This is a genomic window from Nostoc sp. DedQUE02 (assembly GCF_034531035.1).
Taxonomy (GTDB): domain Bacteria; phylum Cyanobacteriota; class Cyanobacteriia; order Cyanobacteriales; family Nostocaceae; genus Nostoc.
The window spans coordinates 1-18,119 of the sequence record NZ_JAVRBY020000081.1 but is presented as its reverse complement, the minus strand read 5'-3'; the positions used below and the strand labels follow the sequence as shown (position 1 = coordinate 18,119).

Sequence of the window (18,119 nt, the reverse complement as noted above, 5' to 3'; positions counted from 1 at the left end):
ATCACTATAAGTTACCAGAATTATAAACGCAGACATGATTCGACTGAGCCAAGAACACTTGCAAACCATCTGCACCCATGCCAAAACTTAAGCAACAAAATCTAATATCTACTCTCTGTTAACACTAATTGCATTGAACAATCAAATGCAAGGTGCTTACAAAAGCACCTTGCAACTCTTATTTAGAGTGATGTCAGAGCGCTAATTACGATTAAACAACCACAAAATTGTTTTCGGTTAGTGACAATCCACTAGCTAATTGTGCAAATTGTACCTGAGTAAACCCAGATGCACTACCATCTTGGTCAAAGAACAATGCACCTGTAATATCGTTGTAGATAAATCGCTGAACTCTAGTGCTGGCAGATGTTCCAATGGTAAACTGACTTGTCTGAAGTGAACCTGGTGATAACCCGCCACCAAAATTAAAAGCCGATACCTGAATCAGTTCATTAGCCGTGTCAAAATAATAAATATGATCGATGCCTCGATAGTTGTAACGGCCAAAAGCAAAGGTATCAATACCAGCTCCTCCATAGAGGTTGTCATAACCAGATCCCAATCCACCTGTGAGGTAGTCATTGCCATCACCACCATAAAGGGTGTTATCCTTATTACCATCGCTACCCCTCAACGTATCGTTACCTGCACCGCCAATAATTGTATCTTTGCCATCATTGCCCCCCTCTATCGTATCGTTACCGCTGTTCCCCACAATCAAGTCATTGTAGGCTGTACCTCTAATATTTAATCGTTCGATATTCTTGTAGCTAACTTGCTGCGTACCTGCCGTAATTGATCCAATGTTAGTAGTCGCATCGAAAGTTGAAGTGATTGCTCCAGTAGCAGAGTAGTAATTGGCGGATAACACATCGTCCCCTTTACCCCCATCTATCGTATCATTGCCACCATTGCTTGTGGAGAGGGTATCGTTACTATCGTTGCCTACAATGTTGTCATCGTAGGTTGTATCTGTGATATTTAATCGTTCGATATTCTTGTAGCTAACTCGCTGCGTGCCCGCAGTAATTGATCCAATGTTAGTAGTAGCATTGAATGTCGTTGTAATTCCCTCACTAACATTGATGTAATTGACGGATAATACATCGTCGCCCTTACCCCCATCTATCGTATCATTGCCCCCATTGCCCCTATCTATCGTATCGTTGCCATAGGTTCCTACAATGTTGTCATTGTAGGCTGTACCTCTAATATTTAATCGTTCGATATTCTTGTAGCTAACTCGCTCCGTGCCCACCATAATTGATCCAATATTAGTAGTGGCATTGAATGTCGTTGTGATTCCTCCTTCAGCATTGTTGTAATTTACGGATAAGTAATCGTCACCCTTACCCCCATCTATCGTATCATTGCCCCCATTGCCCCCATCTATCGTATCATTGCCATTGCTCCCCACAATCAAGTCATCGTAGCCTGTAAGTGTGATATCTAATCGTTCAATATTTTTGTAGCTAACTCGCCGCGTGCCTAACGTAATTGATCCAATGTTAGTAGTCGCATTGAATGTCGTTGTAATTCCTCCAGTAGGAAAGTAGTAATCAACGGACAACAAATCATCACCTTTACCCCCATCTACTGTTTGAGTGACTAAAGAAGAGGGTGCAGTAGCTGAGGTTGTTACATAGAATAAGTCATTGCCATCGCCCCCAAAGCCCAGATTATTGCCTTCTGAATTGCCAAGATTCAAGTAATCATCACCAATACCACCGTTGAGAGTGTTATTTCCTGTTGTATAACTAGCATCCAAAGTATCGTTTCCGGCATCACCGTTGAGGGTGTTATTGCCTGTGCCATAATATCTAGAGAAATATCCAAATCTGCCGAGGAATAACCCAGAAACGGAGAGATAATCGTTACCAGTGCCACCAGAGAGCAGATTATTACCTGTTGAATAGTAAATATTCAAGCGGTCATCACCAGCACCACCATCCAGTAGGTTATTACCTGTTGAATAATTAGCATTCAAGCTATCGTTACCAGCGCCACCGTTGAGAGTGTTATTGCCAGAGATAGGATTGCCAAATTTAGTTCCGCCTCGGAACTCGCTGTAGTCACCAGAGGCAAGAAGATAGTCATTTTCATCGCCACCATCCAGTAGGTTATCGCCTTCTAAATAATTAGCATTCAAGGTATCATCATCAGCACCACCAATGAGAGTATTATTCCCCGCGTCACCCCTTAAAAGGTCGTTCCCACTTTTGCCGTCAATGATGTCATCGCCTCCTTGACCATTGATGACATCATCTGAGTTGTCAAAGCCGCTAACATTATTCGAGAGGTCGTTAAGAAAGGTGACTGTGTTCTTTTTGAAGATAGTGCTTTGGGTGGAGTTGGCATTGAAAACATCAAAGCTGTCGGTAATACTAGTTTGCCCATAAAACAGAATATTGCCCGAGTCTACAGTAGCTCCAGTCGATTTGCTGAGATTATCCAAATTTTCCAGGGCAAAGTTTTGCAGGATGAGTTTGACCGTACCAAAATACGTCGTTTCATAAGCATCCCGATCAAAGGTGATTTCCAGATTATTGCCATTTTGAGTCAGAAGCAAATTTTGGGCAGTGAAACCAGCAAAGTCCTGGAAATTTAGGGTGTCCACTTCGGCAATGACTCCTGCCGAGGGATTTACGCCTTTACCTACACCACTAAAATCGGTGATATTGATATCAGTCCCAAAAATGGAGCCGTAAATAAATTGATCCTTGCCGCCTCCACCAGTCAAGGTGTCGTTGCCAGAGAAAGATGTGATAGTATCATTGCCTGCTTTACCGTTAATCGTGTCTGACTCCTCACTGCCCACTAAAGTATCATTACCGTTAGTGCCATTGATATTTGCCATAATTTTCTACCTTAAATCATCGATTTTTCAGTAACTTTCAGATGTCAATTTCAGTTGTGCTATTTTCAGGCACAAAAATTCGCCAAACTTTTATGTTTTGGCATACTTCTTGAGCCAGAAGCCTTGATAAACACTAATATTACTCGTAGGTTCAACAATATAAAAAGGCTTTTCTGTAGCACTGATTCTTATATCTTAAACTATCTAAGTCTTAAGCACTGTACAAATTAATCAACCGTACATTCAGGATAATCAATTATTTCAGACTTTTTTAATCTTTTTTTCCACTATAAATCAGTGAAGAAAGATGATTAAAGAAATCTGACATTGAATGCCTAAAGTCCACCCTTCATATTTGCTTTTTTGCCAGCGCCTAAGTCCTAGTAGAAGAGAAAATAGTCAACTGTTGACTTATGAGCGGAAAAGATATTTTTTGTATCCTCCTTGTGGAGTATTCTCCGTGGGTGTCTAGCTTGAAAAGAGAGAATATCTCAATAACCTCAAAATAACTACATAGTCAATATCTTACTTAAATGTCTATACTTAAATAGACATAACAAGCATCTTTGTATACTCTTCACATTACTTGCCGAAAAATGTATATATAAATACTAATCTTTATGGATTATTCATATTTTTCTTGTTTATAAGCAAAAATTTCCACAAAACAGTAGGTAAATGTTTGAACAAGTTAGACGAAAGTGGACAGTATGCACAGATGGATACAGGTTCAACAAAGTTTGCGTTTGCATACTACAACAGGTAACTTTCTGACTACTGCTTTCACGAAGGACTAAGCAGCATAACGGCGAAAATCACCGGCGGCTAAAACCTTGAATGAAGCACAAAAGAGTCGCGTCCGCTACATTGCAGGGTTAGCTCTCACAGTCAAATCGATAATTCTAAAGTAAATATTATCTCTGCAAATAAAATTCTCGCTGAAAGTGATTTGTTTATCTATAATACATCTGCCTTCTAAATCTGATTAGTGAGACTTGTCACCAAAAGAAGCACTCCCAAGAAAGCTAGAAAAAGTAAGTAGCATCCAACCAAAACAAATATGCTTTTGGGTTTGCCAATCGTATCTGCCTTCTATCGCCGGGATTGTGTTAGCTTCAATGATTTCTAATCCCCAGTAGCCTAATGCACTGATGCCAAACAACATAGCGCTGATGATGGACAAATTAGCGATGATTTTGAAAATGCAATTGCTTAAAGTAGGGAGTGTCTGAAAACATTCCCTGTGACGATTGTGGATAGGGAGTTTACAAGGAGCTACAACCAAAACATGTTTTGGTTTTTGTTGGGTGAGTTGGGAGACAATTTGTTTATTATCAGTCATGGGTCGAACCTTAGCGTTTGGTTGTAGCTAGATTAATTTCAGTAATTATATTGTAAACTTTAGTTAGTAATGTGTGGTTAAATTTACATAAAATCCCCATAGTCTGAAAATATATTGTAGTGGTTGTAGTGGTTAAGCGATCGCAGACAAAAAATCTGGTAGCCCCTACAGAACAGTCTGAAATGAGGTCAAAGACAAAGATATTCGTACCTCACTGGTCTTTTTCAGTGTGCATTGGCACAACCAACACTTTATCTACTCTATTTCCATCCATACTAACTACTTCAAAGCGTAGTCCCGCCCACTCAAAATGTTCAGCAACCAAGGGAATATGCCCTAGCTGGTTGACGACAAATCCTCCTAAAGTTTGATAATTGACTCCTGCCCCTGGTAACAACTTTCTGATGTCTAAAATTTCTTTTAACTCATCAATTGGCAACAGTCCATCTAACAACCAAGACCCGTCTTCACGTTGCACCACATCAGGATCGGCTAGTTCTTCACTGGTTGGAATATCACCTACTATCGCTTCCACAATATCAGTGATTGTCACCAAGCCCTGTGTCACACCATATTCATCTACGATTAAAGCAAGGTGAGTCCCAGATTTTTTAAATAACTCCAAGAGGTTCAAAGCCTTCATACTTTCCGGCACATATGAAAGTGGCTTTAATAAAGCTTGCAGTTCAATGGCTTGAGTTGGATTTTGGGCTAAAAATTCTTTGGTTTGCACGATACCTAATAAGTTATCAATGCTCTGTTGACCAACTGGGAAAAAAGAATGAATACTTTCAACAACTTGGCTGCGGATTTTTGACAACGGTTCATCAATGTCAAGCCAAACCATCTCTGTACGTGGTGTCATAAATGCACTGACTTGTCTGTTACCAATGTTAAACACTCGCTCTACTACGTCTTGTTCTGCTTCTCCCAACAGACCCGCTTCATGGCTAGCTGCCACTAAAAGTTTCAATTCTTCAGTCGAATGAAGCAATTCTTCGCTACTCCCTGGTTCCAAGCCTATAAGCTTAAGAACAAAATTTCCTAAACTATTCAAAGCTTGGACAGCAGGACGAAATATCACTAAGTATAGTTCTAAGAGATTTATAACCGAGAAAGCTGTTCTTTCCGTGCGCTGGAGCGCTAAACTTTTCGGAGCCAATTCTCCCAAGACAATGTGGAGAGACGTGATGATTGTGAAGGCAATCACTACTGATAAGGTATGGGCACTAGTTTGCGATAGAGATTTTGGCAGCCAGTGGAAAGCGGGTTCGACGAGTACAGCGATCGCTGGTTCTCCAAGCCAACCTAAGCCCAAAGAGGATATAGTTACGCCAAGTTGGGTCGCTGCTAGATAAGTATCCAAGTTATTTACTGCCCGTTGTAAAGCTTTTGCACGGGGATGAGCTTGGAGAACCAACTGCTCGACACGACTACGGCGAAGCGCAACTAAGGCAAATTCAGCCGCCACAAAGAAACCGTTGGCTAGCACCAAGAAAATCACCGATAGCAATTTGCCCGCAGTAAGCCAAGTCAATGGACTGTTCATGATTATCTATTGTATAGGACTCATATTTGATTTTTGAAAAAATTTGGTATACCTTAACCTTCTGAAATCTTCTTGCCTATTACCTATTACCTATGGAAGCTAACCCTGCCGTTTAACAACTTGAGGCAGAGTCTTAAATCTCAAAGTAGAATTAGAGGAGCCAAATTCAGCAATGATTTCTGAAAATTATGAATTAATCGATGTAACCAACTAACTGTTGAGAAAAATCTCTATTAAAGAAACTCAGCTAAAAATAGCTCAAGAGTCGAATCTTATTCATACTACTGAGACGTTAGAAAATCAACTCTCCCAATTGTGACAAAAATTGCGAAATAGTTCAGACACGCAATGGCAGTTACTGATGAGCTTGTGAGATGTTTAAAGCTCCGTACCTTATGCTCTAAAAAGAAAGTTTAATTTTTAGATGGCATAGCTGGCTGCGACTGCCAGTGTAGTTGATTTATTAAGTGGTCTTATTTCTTTCTTAATTATTGACTAATATTTCCTACACCCTTTTATCCAAGAATATTAGGGGTTTGCGCTCCCTCTAGGTGCTATTCTAAATATGCTACATCAACACCGTCGCTATGAAAAATCTGTTGCCATTGTTATTGAGTGCTATTTTATTAAGTAGCACAGCAGGTTGTAATAAACCTAATAGCCAGACCGACAACACTTCTAGTAACAACAAAACTCCGATTGCTCAAGGCACATCTAGTCAGCCAAATAATCAACAAATATCCTTACCTGCTGGCACAAGTTTTGAGACTGTTCTACAACAAGAGATATCTACGGTTAAAAACCAAAATAATGATCGTTTTGTTTTAGAAATGAAGAATTCCTCAATCGGAGCCAATAAAGTTCTTCAAGATGGTCAAATAGAGGGACACCTGGAAGATGTAGTCAAAGCTGCTAAAGGTAAAAAAGCAAGTTTACATTTAGTTTTTGATGATATTTCGCTTAAAAATGGTTCATCTTATCCTATTGATGCAACTTTAGTAAACACCAAGTTAGAAACAAAAACCAAAGGTAAATTCATTCAAAATACAGGGATTATTTTAGGTGGTACAATCGCAGGTCATTTTCTTGGTAATAAAGCCAAGTTCAAGCATGGCGGGCTAGCAGGTGGTGCAGCTGCGGCTGCTTTTGTTCTGTCTAGCCCTGGTGGAGAAGTTGCCCTTAAAAAAGGTACAACTATTAAACTTCAATTGAAATCTGCTCTTGGCAAGTAATCTTTGACTTCTACTGCTGTTCTCTCTCCAAGTTAAGTAATATAAACACACACTTGACATAACATTGTAATGGTTTTGTCAATGTGAGATGCAATATTGAGTTTAGTAATCTACAGAATGAAGGCAGGGTCTACCTGCCTTTTACTAATAATGTTTTCATAAAAAAAGGATGTCGGGTGTAGAGAAGAAGGAATAAAAACACTCATTTGCTGGGTCTGAAGCCCAGTAATAAAAGAGATGTATTTCGGGAAGCACAAGGCGAGAAATACGGTTTCCAAGAGCAATCCACATTTAAAACGTGGCTTCCCTATACCCTTTGAACAGTCTGTCTTGAAAATTACAGTTAGCAAGATCACTATACTTAAGCTAAGTGATTTTCCTTTAAACCATCTGTGAGATCATACTATGTCTGACTTCAATAGTGAACCGATACCAGAATTGAGAAATCCCCAACAAACCTTTCATTCCGGGGACTTAAATTTAAGAATCGAAGGAGAAGTAGTACCTGTAGTAGATGTTCATCTGGGACAACAGCAATCAATTTACTTTGAACATCATATTCTGCTGTGGAAACATCCCAATGTTCGCCTTGGTGTCAAAGGTTTAAAAGGGGCAGCCAAGCGTTTTTTTGCCGGACTGCAAATTTTTATCAGTGAAGCACATGGGCCAGGGAATATTGCTTTTTCTCGTGAGGCTCCAGGACAGATTGTGGTACTGCAATTAAAGCGTGGACAGACAGTAGATGTGCGCGAACATCAGTTTTTGCTAGCTACTAGTAATATTGAGTACAGTTTCTTTTTCCAACGAGGACTGGCGAATCTCTTTTTCAGCCGCAGTGGAGGGTTATTTATTGATCGCTTTATTGGTCAGCAAGAAGGGGGGCTGCTTCTAATTCACGGTTACGGCAATGTTTTTGAAAAGTACCTCGCTCCTGGAGAGATGTTAGATGTAGAACCAGGGGCATGGTTGTGGAAAGACTCATCAGTGAAGATGGAGACGGTAACGGCGCTTCAATCTAGTGGCGGCATCTTCGGAGCAATTGGAGTAATGTTTGGTGGCATTTCATTCACTCTTAACCGTTTTACTGGCCCTGGTCGCTTAGGGTTGCAGTCTATGACTTATCACCCTCCTGTATCTGAGGGTGCAACTCAAGTCGGTGGCAGTGCTAATCTCGGTTAAAATTTAACTTGTAGACCAGCTAATTTTTGAAAGCGTCAAATCGCTCCTGCGAAGATAGAGTAGAAAGCTTCAACAGAATTAGGAACTCTATTCAATCTGCTAAACACTTTTAATTACATATAGAGGCAACACCATTTACTAGCTTCTGACTTTTTAAGCTACTTACGTATATTTTATGCTCTCTTTTAATCAAGACCTCATACCGAGTTGCGTTCAAAAATATTAGTTTTGGCAGGCAGGGGGAGCAGGGGAAGCAGGGGAAGCAGGGGGAGAAATACTACATACATGTGATTGCAAATTGGTATCAGATAATACTTGGAAAGCTTCCGTCCAAGCAATTATCACTTCTTCTGTAGCAGATGTCCCTAATGCACCGCCGAGGGCGGCAGGATGTCCAGCACACAGTCGATAGAGCCGGGAGCAGCCCCCCGCTTCCGGTTATCCTCGTGGTTGGTTCCTGCCATTTTTTAGTTCTGTCGAATTCCCCAGGAAACTAAATTGTTTCTCTTAAGCCATAAGGAATGCCGTTCGTTGAAAGCTGACATTATCCTGGTCTTGGGTATTTGAAACTCACGTTAACCATTAGAAAAAATAAAATCATTCTCGCTAATCAAGCTAGGATTCATAGAGGTTAAAGTCGCTAACACCTCATTTGTGGAACTAATACGAATAGAAGTATTATTGCCAGTTGCAGAGATAGTCAAAGCTCCATAAGTCAAACCACCAAATAAACCAAGTTTATCAATGCCATCCTGAAAGCTATAGATGCTATCATTACCATTACCTGAAGCGAGAACAAAGATGTCTGCACCTCCTTGCCCATAGAGGTAATCATTGCCAGCACCACCATTGAGTAAGTCATTACCATTACCCCCATAAAGGTAATCATTACCAGCACCACCGGTGAGAGTATCGTTACCTACACCTCCGTAGAGATAGACTTTACCAAGACTAAACGCTGAAGCATCTAAGATATTGTCACTAATACCACCAGTCAGCGTTACTTGTTCGATATTGATAAGGGTGTCGCTACCCAAGCCAGAAAGTTGAGTATTAGTCAATGTAAAGTTGACATTACTAGATTCATTCAGATAATCAATGCCATCCCCACCATCAAGGGCATCATCACCTGCACCACCATAAAGGTAGTCATTGCCAGCACCACCGATGAGGCGATCGCCGCCATTGTCTCCATAGAGTGAGTCATTGCCAACACCACCGTCGAGAGTATCATCACTATTACCCCCGTATAGATAATCATTACCAGCATTACCGATGAGGCGATCGCTATCATCTTGTCCATAGAGATAGTCATTTTTACTACCACCAAACAAGTTATCATTACCAGCACCGCCATAAAGAGAGACACTACCAAGTGTGAAGCCTGAAGCATCTAAAATATTGTCAGTAATACCACCAGTCAGCGTGATTTTTTCAATACTAATGAGGGTGTCGTTACCTAAGCCAGAAAGTTGACTGTTAGTCAAAGTAAAGTTGACATCACCTGATTCATTAAGAGAATCAGTACCATTGCCACCATCGAGGACATCATTTCCTTCACCACCACAGAGATAGTCATTACCAGCATTACCGATGAGGCGATCGTGGCCATCTTGACCGTAGAGATAATCATTGGCATCACCACCGTCGAGGATATCATTACCTGTACCACCATAGAGAGAGTCATTGCTGATACCACCATAAATAGTATCTTTGCCTGTTTCTCCATAAAGGCGATCGCTGCCTTCATAGCCGTAGATGATATCATCAGCTAGGCTTCCCCTCAGGCTATCAGCTGAACGCGTACCAGATAAAGTATTTTCACGGACATCCTGAAGTCTAACTGTGACAGTTTGTACGCTGCTAGTGCTAATGCCGTCGCTGACAGTGACTTGCAACTCAAAAGTAGGATTGGTTTCAAAGTCGAGATCGTCGCTATCGTTAACGGTAATTTCTCCGGTGCTGGAGTTGATGTTAAAGCCAAGTTGACCATTGCGATCGCTATCCAAATTACCATTAATAATTGTCCAGTTGGAAAATGTGCTGCCATCCACATCTGTTGCAGCGACAGTACCAACCACCGTACCATTGGCAACACTTTCATTAATGCTAAAGCTTTGACCTGCGGTAATCATAGCAGCATCATTAACAGCGATAACATTAATTGTTCTAGTCACCGGAGTACTAATACCACCATCACCATCTGTAAGGACAACTTCAATAGTACGAGGAGTGGTTAATGGGTTTTGGGAAACATTAACATAAGTAATGTTACGCAGTAAAGTTTCAACAGTAATAGGTGTTGCGTTGTTATTCAGATCAATTACTAAATCCTCAGTTCCAGTACCTCCAGAAAAAGTACCGATTTCGAGAGTACCGTAGTTGATGATATTGCCGTTGAGATTAATTTGAGTTTCGTTACGGATACCAAGACGGTCATCGCTGCTACCACCGTTTTTGATGCGAACAGTCAATTTACCAGTGTGGAAGTTGGCAGAATCTGGGTCAGTAACAGTTGTATCTGATTCTGCAATCAAGATTGCAGGGGCATTTTCTGTGTAACTAGTAGCATATCCCAAATTGGCGATCGCAGGTGCTACGTTAGAAACACCGAGGAAGCGTGCTACTGCAAAGTAGCTTTTATCGAATTGACCGACAACAACAATCTTGCCATCCGATTGAGTCGCAACGACATTAGTCTCATCGTATTGGCTCCAAAGCGGAGTTATAACTTGACCGCCTGTGCCAAAGCTACTATCTAATGTTCCATCGGCATTATAAGCTAACAGAACAGTCCTGCGATTAAGGCTGTTAGTTTCGCTTTCAATATAGCCACCAACAACAATTTTGCCATTTTGCTGAATGGACAAACTATTAGCACGGTCATCAGTGTTAGCGCTCAGAGGTGTAATAACTTTACCACCATCGCCAAAGTTAGCGTCTAAAGTTCCATCCGTGTTAAAACGGGCAATGGCTAAGTCATTTTGATTAGAGCTAGTATAATTAACGTACTTCCATACTCTTCCAGCAGCAACAATTTTGCCGTCAGCCTGAATTGCAATGGTATGGACTTCTCCACCGACAGTACCTATCGCAGCCACAACTCTACCACTATTGCCAAAGCTTGTATCCAGGCTACCATCAGTGTTATAGCGTGTTAGAGCAAATTTAATATCACTGCCATTAGAATCTCTTCCGCCAACAACAATTTTACCGTCGGACTGAATGGCAACTGCATAGCCTTTTGTACCGTTGACTTTGCCACCATTACCAAAGCTTGTGTCTAGGCTGCCATCGGTGTTGTAGCGTAGTAGAACATAATCTGCATTACCATTGCCGATATACCCTGCTAAAATAATCTTGCCGTCCGACTGAACCAGGACTTTGTGGCCGAAGTCTTCACCAAAATTGGTAATAAGTTTACCACCGTTGCCAAAGCTGCTATCTAAGCTCCCGTCAGTGTTATAGCGTGCCAGAGCAAAATCTGGTCGATTTGGTTGGTTGCTGTCTCCCCAAATATACCCAGCGACAACAATCTTGCCGTCAGACTGGAGAGCAACGCTATAGCCATCTTCAGTTCCGCTACCGATAGAAGTATTAACTATACCTGCGCTGCCAAAATTAGCGTCTAAACTGCCGTCAATGTTGTAGCGAGCTAAATCAAACTGACTAAAACCGCCGAAGACAACAATTTTGCCATCCGGCTGAATGGCTACACTCTTAGCGTAAATATTAGAAGTGGTAGTGACTATCCCACCATTACCAAAGTTAAAGTCAAGGCCACCAGGATTCAGTAAAAGCTTGATAGCGACGTTTTGATTGGCACTGGTTACAATACCATCGCTGACGTTGACTTGCAGATTGACAATGGAGTTAGTTTGGGGATTAAGGTCATCGATATCATTGACAGCCAACTCTCCGGTATTGGGGTTTATACTGAAAGCTTGATTGCCGTCACCATCTGTGTCTATATTTCCACTGGCGATCGCCCAGTTAGAGAAGGTAGTATTGCTATCAACATCTGTAGCCGTCAACGTCCGAATAATTGTACCGTTGCTAAGATTCTCAGGAATATTGAAAAAAATCGGCGCAATTACAGGTGCATCATTGACAGCATTAATCGTAATTGCAGCTGTGTCAGTAGTACTACTAAAAGCAGTCGAGCCACCATTAGTACTTGTGTTAGCCAAGTTACCATTTATTCCACTAGTTTGATCCCAAGCCCGAAAGGTGATGGCGTTGTTGATAGTACCGTTGAAGTTGGAGGCAGGACGGAAATAAACGCGGGTGTTAGCATCTGCCGCCAACAACCGAGCACTACTATTGGACACTGTACCCACGCTATACCAGTTTTGCCCATTGTTCGTGCTGTACCACCAGAAACCGTTGCTGGTGTTTGTGGTGGTAATAGCTATACCAGTTACTGCCCCATTGTTGGAGTCGCTGACGTTGCCTCCGAGGTTCACCAATGAGGAGACTAGAGTACCCACTGCTCCCGAAGGTGTGTCTGAATCTTCGTTGATTGAGTTCAGGGTAACAACGGTGTCAGTTAGTGTAGGAGCAGTATTACTAGCACTAGGGCTGAAAGAGTAATTCAAGGTAACATTACCCGTACTTGTTTGATAGCCATCTACAGAAATGTGATAATTTGTTCCGGCAGTAACTGTAAAGCTCACCTGACTAGCAGTATTTCCACTCGCAAGATCGTCGTTAGCAGCAACCAGGCTCAAACTGTTGACGGCATTACCTGTATAAACATCAAGGTAAGTATCAAATCCGCTACCTATAGTATTAAAAACAACGTTTCCAGAAGCGGGAGCAGTCCAACTCCACCAAACTGAGTTGGTGGTTCCTGATTGAGTTGGTTCGCCTGATTCACTTGTGGCTCCTACATTATTGCCTGTACTACTGCCTGAGTTACCAGAAAGTACAATTCGGTTAGCAAAGTTGTCATTGGAGGAAGCTAAAACGAAGTTGTAAGTCTCTAATATTTCTGGTTTAAATATCTGAGCAGTTGTCACCTCACCTCGGCTGATTTCCAAATTCCAGTCTCCGCCTAAAGCAGCATTCCCTGTAAGATTGGCAGATGCAGCAATGCTAGCTTTTGTCAAGTTGTGCAACTTCTCAATGAATTCTTCTCCAGCGTCTCCAGCAGCAACGTTACAGCCGTAGAGTAACAGAGATGGAGAAACGCACAGATGGGAAAACCAGGTTTGTAGTTTCTGAGTGTAGCGTTGCAATGTGCTGAGGCTAAGTTGGGTGTTACCTAAGTAGAGGCAACCAGGGGAGCCATGAGAGATGATGTGTACGCTTTCAACTCCACAGCGCTGTGATAAGACATGGGTAATTTGTTCTACCCCATCTTGGTGGCTATCAAGGATAACTGTTTCTACTTTTAAAACAAGCTCTGTGAGTAATATTTCGTAATTAATTACTGAGGAATCTATGAAAATAATGCTTGTGTTTTTCATGTTCACTGTATTATATTGATAAGTGAAATTTGGAGTTTTAATTGTTATTAAAACTCGTTAGTCAATATGAAATATTAGACAATATAAAACCAGAAACTATTGTCCACCGATCTATTAAAGAAATTAAGTCTGATTTGTTATCTTCAGAAAATGACAGTTAATTACAAAAAATGGCAATTGTCATAGTAATATTTTGCTGATATTCTGTCTGAATTGCATCGATGTATTTTCTGAGAGATTGTCAAGGAATTGTAAAGATTTTAGAAAATAGAGTAATAAATACTACTGCAAATTTCAAATTTGCATTAGCAACCTGACGATAATAGTCTGCTTGTGATTTACTAATTCGACGTGAGTTCGACAAGCGCTCTTGGACACCCAGAGGGGAGCTAAAACCCTAATTTCTCGTTGCTCCTCCCTTTGCTCGTGGGAGAGAGAGGTTCATCGAACTCACGTTAATTCGACATTCAAGCTTTATAAAACTTAAAAGCCTTTCCTCAAACTCAGTCAAGTACGGGCGTTTCAACTCTCTCAAATACTTCAGAACTGCCTCTGCTGATGCTTCTGGCTTACCACTGTCCCCTAGCCTAATGATGCGATCGCGCAATACTGCTAGTGCCTTCCCCGCTCTTTTGTACGACAAGAGTTAACTTTTGTCTGTACCTACTCCCTCATCTGTAGAGTAAAACTGTTGGGCATAAAAACGGGCATAGCGTCCTTCTTGAGACAAGAGAGACGTGTGAGTACCAACTTCAACCAACTGTCCTTGTTCTATTACAAGAATGCAGTCAGCCCGACGAACGCTGCTCAAGCGATGGGCGATAATAAACACGGTACGGTTTTGCATCACTCGTTCTAGTGCTTCTTGAACTAGTGCTTCGGATTCAGAATCGAGGGCAGAGGTGGCTTCATCTAGGATAAGAATTCGAGGATCGTTGGCAACTGCTCTGGCGATCGCTAATCTTTGGCGTTGTCCTCCCGATAGGTTAACTCCACGCTCTCCCACCCAGGTATGATAACCCTGAGAAAACTGGGTGATAAAGGAGTGAGCGTTGGCAATCTTGGCTGCTGACTGAATCGCTGCTAAATCTAATTTTTCCTGACCGTAACCGATATTTTGGGCGATCGTTCCCGAAAAAAGAGTAACATCTTGGGGAACAATGCCAATTTGATGGCGCAAACTGGTGAGTGTGACATCACGGATATCAATATCATCAACCAGAATTTGACCCCTCTGAGGGTCATAAAAGCGAAGTAAAAGGTTGATTAACGTCGATTTGCCTGCTCCAGAAGAACCAACCAAGGCAATGACATCACCAGGAGAAGCATTCAGGCAGAGATCCTTAAGAACTAGCTTGTCGGGATTGTAGGCGAAATCGACATGACGATACTCTACCTTGCCCATAACTTTTGGCATTGCCTGAGCATTCGGTTTTTCGCTGATAGTAGGTTCCTTCGCCATCAGTTCAAAGATGCGTTCAACAGAAGCTTCGGTCTGTTTGTACTCGTTATAATTGCTAATCAGCATATCGATTGGCTGAATCAGTATAGCCACAGCAGCTAAGAAACTGATAAACCCTTGAGCAGTCAGCTGATTCTGAGAAATCTGCCATCCTCCCAATAGAAACAGCAGTATGATACTAACTGCTTCCAAAAAACCGACAACGGGAAACTGAATAGATTTGAGTTGTAGAGCGCGATACTTAGCTTGGCGATTGATTTCTGCTTCTTGATTGAATCGCTTCACTTCATATTCTTGGGCTGCAAAAGCCTGAACAACGCGAATTCCGCTAAATACTTCAGTTAGCAGCGCAGATAAATTGGAAACCTGATTTTGACTCTGGCGAGATAGCACGAGTAATCGCTGACCAAATTGCCCGATCAACCAAGCCATTAAAGGAGCCAAAATCAAACCCGCAAGAGTGAGGGGCCAATTTAGGTAGAGCATGTAAATGGGAATCGCAATTAACTGCAATAAATTGGAAAGAAACTGATGGGATAACTTGTCTACAATCTCGCCGACGCGATCAATATCTTCAGTCAGGCGATAAGTCAGGTCTCCCGTCTGTGTGGTTTCAAAGTAATCTAATCCAAGTTTGTGCAGGTGAGCATAAACGCGCTTACGCAAGTTTAAAACCATGTTCAGAGTAGCAGCGATCATAAAGACATTCTGCCCGTATTGACAAAGCCCCCGAACCAAAAATACTAAAGTAGCTAGTCCGAGCCAGTAGGCAATCTGGTTTACATTTCCCTGACCAAGAAAAAAAGCGACCTGACCTGCTAAATAGGGCACTGCTACGGTGAATAACACAAATCCCAAGATACAAGCTAATCCCCGAACTAACAGCGACCATTGGGGCCAGAGATAAGGCAACAGTTGCCAGTAACTAGAGCGGACTTTCATAGGTAAGTAAGAATTCAGGAGTCAGGAGTCAGGAGTCAGGAGTCAGGAGTCAGGAGTCAGAATTCAGAATTCAGAATTCAGAATTCAGGAGTTAGAAAGAATTGAAGTGTATTACGGCGTTAGCCTACCACACCATGTTACCCAACCGTGCCTACTCCTGAATTCTGACGCAATTTTTACTCAGTTTCTCCTAAAGAGTTTAGTAGAAAGCGGGCAATTCTCTCAGATGCGCCGGGTGGGCCAAATCGCTCAGGGCCATTTTCTTTGCACTTAGTGAGGTAGTCTGAATCTTCTAAAGTTTCAACTACTCGTTTAGCTGCTTGCTTGAGAATTTCAGGGGTTGCTGGCTTAGTGCCGATGGTTTGAGCAGAAATGCCTAACAGCCGCGTTTGCGCTTCTGCAAATTGATAGGTAAATTGAGGGCCCTCACCGGGAATCTGGATGATAGGTTTCCCAATCGCTACAGCTTGCTCCACTGCCAAACCTGCCATACCAATGACGAGAGTAGAGGAACATAGGATGTCACTGAAGGCATCTGAATAACATCTCACTTCTACAATCGGTGATTTGTCAGCATTTCCTAGTGGAGAATAAGTGAGTATGCCTTGAGTCAGTTGCCAACCTTGACTTTTGGCAATGTCGTCTAGTTGCTCCATCAAACTCGGTATCAAGGCTGCACGAAACTGTAATCCTGACTCAGGCATCACCTTGGCGATTTCTACTACTAGTTGCAACAGCAAACAAAAATTTCGCGCGGCTTCCGGCATCCGCGACCCTGGTAGGAGAGCGATCGCTCTCTCGTCCGGTTTCAGGTGCAAGTCTTTGCCAGTAGGGACGAGCCAATCTAAAGCTGGAATGCCAGCTAACTGAGCTTTGGTTAAACCTTGCCGTTGGAGATCATAAGCTGTATGGGAATCCTTGGTGAAAACTGCCAGACATCTGGAAGAATTAAGGTCGTGCCAAAGTAGTGGATTGAGACGCAATCGCCCTTCATAGAGGGCAGAAAGACAAGAGATAAACGAAACGAAGGGACGCTTTGTTAAGTAAGCAAATGTCTGGGAGACAAAATCCCCAGTAGCCATAATCAAATCGCAGTTAGGAGCATACTGCAATACCGCTTGTAACTGTTGCCACGTTAATCCAATCAATCCCGATTGAAAATCTTTGAGCAAATAGAGGCGCTTCATATAAAAGAATCCTCCAGAGGGCATCGTTTGTGTGGGGCCAATAATGGGAATGCCCAAGCTGCGGTAAGCTTTTCCTTCACCCACAATCGGCATTGCTGCCATCTCCAGAGAATTACACAATTGGCGCAGGGTCTGAATAACATGAGAGGTGTGGTTATCCTCTCCGTGGCCGTTACTGATAAACAAGATCCGTTTAGAAGACATCTTGGGGTTTGGATTGGTCTAAAATGCTTAATGAAATTTTTACCTATAATGAAAGTTATGAGAACAATACTCGATGGTGTACGGATGAAAACGCCCATTTTTTTATGGCTGAACATTTACTCCGTTTGCCACTTGAATATTTTTGCCTCTTTGCCACGAAGTTAACTTTCACGCTTCAGGCAACTGGTTGCTAGATTTTTGATGTTCTCCATGTGGTCGGCTTGAATCTTCAATTGCTGCGCCGTCAGTTGACTCCATTTGTTTAACTCTGCTTGCAAATTTTCAAATAACAACTTCCAATCCGAAGGAGCAGTTTCAATCAACTGTGCCAAATAACCGATGTACTGCACTAACCTAAAACCTGGGTCATCTTGTTTCGTAAAGCATCAAGAGCTTCTGGAATCTTTGACTTAGGAATATTATCTTTAGCCACAAGAGTAAAAATCAAACTAATGTTTATGTTTAAAACTTTACTTTAATATAGAACATCTATAGCAATCCGATTTGATTTCTAAATCACTCGTAGAGGTAAGGGACTGGAAACACAACGACTGGCGGTAGTTGAATCTCGATTTACAACGACTGCGCGGTAGTTGAATCTCGACTCACTTCGACGCCGCGATAGTTGAATCTCGACTTCGCTCGATTACCGCGTAGTCGAAACTCAGTGCAAGTCGCTCGATTACCGCCAAGC

10 protein-coding genes are annotated in these 18,119 nt (G+C 42.0%); 2 read left to right on the top strand and 8 right to left on the bottom strand.

Annotated elements, in window-relative coordinates:
* Window positions 1–211: 211 nt before the first annotated feature.
* The 3 genes from RMX98_RS32700 to RMX98_RS32690 form a co-directional block, all read right to left on the bottom strand.
* Window positions 212–2,857 carry a hypothetical protein gene (locus tag RMX98_RS32700; RefSeq protein WP_322677135.1) on the bottom strand — a complete coding sequence of 882 codons (2,646 nt, stop codon included), beginning with the start codon at window positions 2,855–2,857 and terminating at the stop codon, window positions 212–214.
* Between the two features lie 985 nt (window positions 2,858–3,842).
* Entirely contained in the window at window positions 3,843–4,199 is a 357-nt protein-coding gene (locus RMX98_RS32695) for a hypothetical protein (protein WP_322677136.1), read from the bottom strand.
* Between the two features lie 211 nt (window positions 4,200–4,410).
* A complete protein-coding gene (locus RMX98_RS32690) occupies window positions 4,411–5,748 on the bottom strand; it encodes a hemolysin family protein (RefSeq protein WP_322677137.1) in 1,338 nt (445 codons plus the stop codon).
* 611 nt (window positions 5,749–6,359) lie between these two features.
* On the opposite strand from RMX98_RS32690, the gene RMX98_RS32685 reads away from it, so the two are divergent.
* Together RMX98_RS32685 and RMX98_RS32680 are read left to right on the top strand one after the other, a co-directional pair.
* On the top strand, window positions 6,360–6,980 hold the full coding sequence (locus RMX98_RS32685; protein WP_322677138.1) for a hypothetical protein: 621 nt from the start codon (window positions 6,360–6,362) through the stop codon (window positions 6,978–6,980).
* 405 nt (window positions 6,981–7,385) lie between these two features.
* On the top strand, window positions 7,386–8,159 hold the full coding sequence (locus RMX98_RS32680) for an AIM24 family protein (protein WP_322677139.1): 774 nt from the start codon (window positions 7,386–7,388) through the stop codon (window positions 8,157–8,159).
* A 575-nt stretch (window positions 8,160–8,734) separates the two neighbouring features.
* Here the strand turns inward: RMX98_RS32680 and RMX98_RS32675 are convergent.
* The 5 genes from RMX98_RS32675 to RMX98_RS32655 all read right to left on the bottom strand — a co-directional run bounded on the left by RMX98_RS32675 (window position 8,735) and on the right by RMX98_RS32655 (window position 17,775).
* On the bottom strand, window positions 8,735–13,630 hold the full coding sequence (locus RMX98_RS32675) for a DUF4347 domain-containing protein (protein WP_409882062.1): 4,896 nt from the start codon (window positions 13,628–13,630) through the stop codon (window positions 8,735–8,737).
* Between the two features lie 397 nt (window positions 13,631–14,027).
* Window positions 14,028–14,273, bottom strand: coding sequence for a hypothetical protein (locus RMX98_RS32670; protein WP_322677141.1), 246 nt, complete (start codon window positions 14,271–14,273; stop codon window positions 14,028–14,030).
* A gap of 3 nt (window positions 14,274–14,276) precedes the next feature.
* Complete coding sequence (locus RMX98_RS32665) at window positions 14,277–16,034, bottom strand: ABC transporter ATP-binding protein (protein ID WP_322677142.1); 1,758 nt, start codon at window positions 16,032–16,034, stop codon at window positions 14,277–14,279.
* A gap of 176 nt (window positions 16,035–16,210) precedes the next feature.
* Window positions 16,211–17,425 (bottom strand): lipid-A-disaccharide synthase-related protein, encoded by a 1,215-nt coding sequence (locus tag RMX98_RS32660; RefSeq protein WP_322677143.1) that lies wholly within the window; start codon window positions 17,423–17,425, stop codon window positions 16,211–16,213.
* A 161-nt stretch (window positions 17,426–17,586) separates the two neighbouring features.
* Window positions 17,587–17,775: a hypothetical protein gene (locus RMX98_RS32655; RefSeq protein ID WP_322677144.1), complete on the bottom strand. Its 189-nt coding sequence runs from the start codon at window positions 17,773–17,775 to the stop codon at window positions 17,587–17,589.
* Window positions 17,776–18,119: the final 344 nt, after the last annotated feature.

What these genes read in the sequence shown, in the direction of transcription:
- RMX98_RS32700 (WP_322677135.1), bottom strand. Translation starts at nt 2,857, where the DNA reads ATGGCAAATATCAATGGCACTAACGGTAATGATACTTTAGTGGGCAGT.
- RMX98_RS32695 (WP_322677136.1), bottom strand. Translation starts at nt 4,199, where the DNA reads ATGACTGATAATAAACAAATTGTCTCCCAACTCACCCAACAAAAACCA.
- RMX98_RS32690 (WP_322677137.1), bottom strand. Translation starts at nt 5,748, where the DNA reads ATGAACAGTCCATTGACTTGGCTTACTGCGGGCAAATTGCTATCGGTG.
- RMX98_RS32680 (WP_322677139.1), top strand. Translation starts at nt 7,386, where the DNA reads ATGTCTGACTTCAATAGTGAACCGATACCAGAATTGAGAAATCCCCAA.
- RMX98_RS32675 (WP_409882062.1), bottom strand. Translation starts at nt 13,630, where the DNA reads ATGAAAAACACAAGCATTATTTTCATAGATTCCTCAGTAATTAATTAC.
- RMX98_RS32665 (WP_322677142.1), bottom strand. Translation starts at nt 16,034, where the DNA reads ATGAAAGTCCGCTCTAGTTACTGGCAACTGTTGCCTTATCTCTGGCCC.
- RMX98_RS32660 (WP_322677143.1), bottom strand. Translation starts at nt 17,425, where the DNA reads ATGTCTTCTAAACGGATCTTGTTTATCAGTAACGGCCACGGAGAGGAT.